This is a genomic window from Mycobacterium sp. (genome assembly GCF_049647605.1).
In the GTDB taxonomy this organism is placed as follows: domain Bacteria; phylum Actinomycetota; class Actinomycetes; order Mycobacteriales; family Mycobacteriaceae; genus Mycobacterium.
The window spans coordinates 1-2,124 of record NZ_JBARXZ010000048.1; the positions used below are offsets into that span (position 1 = coordinate 1).

The window sequence follows — 2,124 nt, forward strand, 5'->3', positions numbered from 1 at the left end:
GCCCCACGTACGCCCGCGCGCTCACACGGAGTGCGCGAACGAAGTTCTAAAGAGGAGAAAGCCCCATGGAGGGTCCAGAAATCAAGTTTGCCGAAGCCGTTCTCGATAACGGCAAGTTCGGCAAGCGCACCGTGCGATTCGAAACCGGTCGCCTTGCGCAGCAGTCCCAGGGCGCGGTCGCCGCGTACCTCGACGAAGAGACCATGTTGCTCAGCGCGACGAGCGCGAGCAAGCAGCCGAAGGACAACTTCGACTTCTTCCCGCTCACCGTCGACGTCGAAGAGCGCTCGTACGCCGCCGGCAAGATCCCCGGCAGCTTCTTCCGCCGCGAGGGTCGTCCGTCGACCGAGGCCATCCTCGTCTGCCGACTCATCGACCGCCCGCTGCGCCCCTCCTTCGTCGAGGGTCTCCGCAACGAGGTGCAGATCGTCATCACCGTGCTGAGCATCGCCCCCGGTGAGTTCTACGACGCGCTCGCCATCAACGCGGCATCCGCGTCGACCCAGATCTCGGGTCTGCCGTTCAGCGGCCCCATCGCCGGTGTGCGCCTCGCGCTCATGTCCGGTCAGGGCGGCGACCAGTGGATCGCCTTCCCGACCGTCTCGCAGCTCGAGGAGGCCGTCTTCGACCTCACCGTTGCCGGACGCATCGTCACCGATGCGAGCGGCAAGGAAGATGTCGCGATCATGATGGTCGAAGCAGAGGCGACCGAGGGTTCGTGGGAGCTCATCAAGGCTGGTGCGACCAAGCCGAACGAAGAGGTCGTCGCCCAGGGCCTCGAGGCGGCAAAGCCGTTCCTCGCCCAGCTGGTCAAGGCTCAGGCCGCGATGGCAGCGCAGGCGGCAAAGGCCGTTGAGGACTACCCCGTCTTCCTGCCCTACGACGAGTCGACCTACACCGCCGTCGCGGCGCTCGCTGAGACCGAGCTTGCGAAGATCTACCAGATCGCCGACAAGCAGGAGCGCCAGAACGCGGATGACGCGCTCAAGTCCCAGGTCAAGGAGCAGATCGCTGCGAAGGTAGCGGCGGGCGAGCTCGACGAGGCTGCGAACGCGCAGGTCAGTGCCGCTTACAAGTCGGTCACCAAGAAGATCGTTCGCGGACGCATCCTCACCGAGGGCGTGCGCATCGATGGCCGTGGTCTGAGCGACATCCGTGCGCTCGACGCCGAGGTGCAGGTCATCCCGCGCGTGCACGGCAGCGCGATCTTCCAGCGCGGCGAGACCCAGATCCTGGGCGTCACGACGCTCAACATGCTCAAGATGGAGCAGCAGATCGACTCGCTCTCGCCCGTGACGAAGAAGCGCTACCTGCACCACTACAACTTCCCGCCCTACTCGACGGGTGAGACGGGTCGTGTGGGCAGCCCCAAGCGCCGCGAGATCGGTCACGGCTTCCTTGCCGAGCGCGCTCTCGTGCCGGTGCTGCCGAGCCGCGAGGAGTTCCCCTACGCCATCCGTCAGGTCTCCGAGGCGCTCGGCTCGAACGGCTCGACCTCGATGGGCTCGGTCTGCGCTTCGACGCTCTCGCTGCTCAACGCGGGTGTGCCGCTGCGCGCGCCCGTTGCCGGCATCGCGATGGGCCTCGTCTCCGACACCGTGAACGGTGAGACCCGCTACGCGGCGCTCACCGACATCCTTGGTGCTGAGGATGCCCTCGGCGACATGGACTTCAAGGTCGCCGGAACGAGCGAGTTCGTCACGGCGATCCAGCTCGACACGAAGCTCGACGGCCTGCCCTCGTCGGTGCTCGACGGTGCGCTGACCCAGGCGAAGGAGGCCCGCACGGCGATCCTCGCGGTCATCAATGCCGCGATCGACGCGCCCGACGAGATGGCGCCGACCGCGCCGCGTGTCATCAGCGTGCAGATTCCGGTGGACAAGATCGGTGAGCTCATCGGCCCGAAGGGCAAGACGATCAACCAGATCCAGGATGACACCGGCGCCGACATCTCGATCGAGGATGACGGCACGGTCTACATCGGCGCTGTCGACGGTCCCTCGGCCGAGGCAGCTCGCCTCGCGGTCAACGCGATCGCCAACCCGCTCAACCCCGAGGTGGGCGAGCGCTTCCTCGGCACGGTCGTGAAGATCGCCACCTTCGGCGCGTTCGTCTCGCGCACGC

1 protein-coding gene is annotated in these 2,124 nt (G+C 66.5%); it reads left to right on the top strand.

What is annotated here, in order from left to right; all coding sequences use genetic code 11:
• Positions 1-65: 65 nt before the first annotated feature.
• Positions 66-2,124: polyribonucleotide nucleotidyltransferase (locus tag WBB07_RS06660; protein ID WP_526305956.1), on the top strand; the 2,059-nt coding region annotated here is incomplete at its 3' end.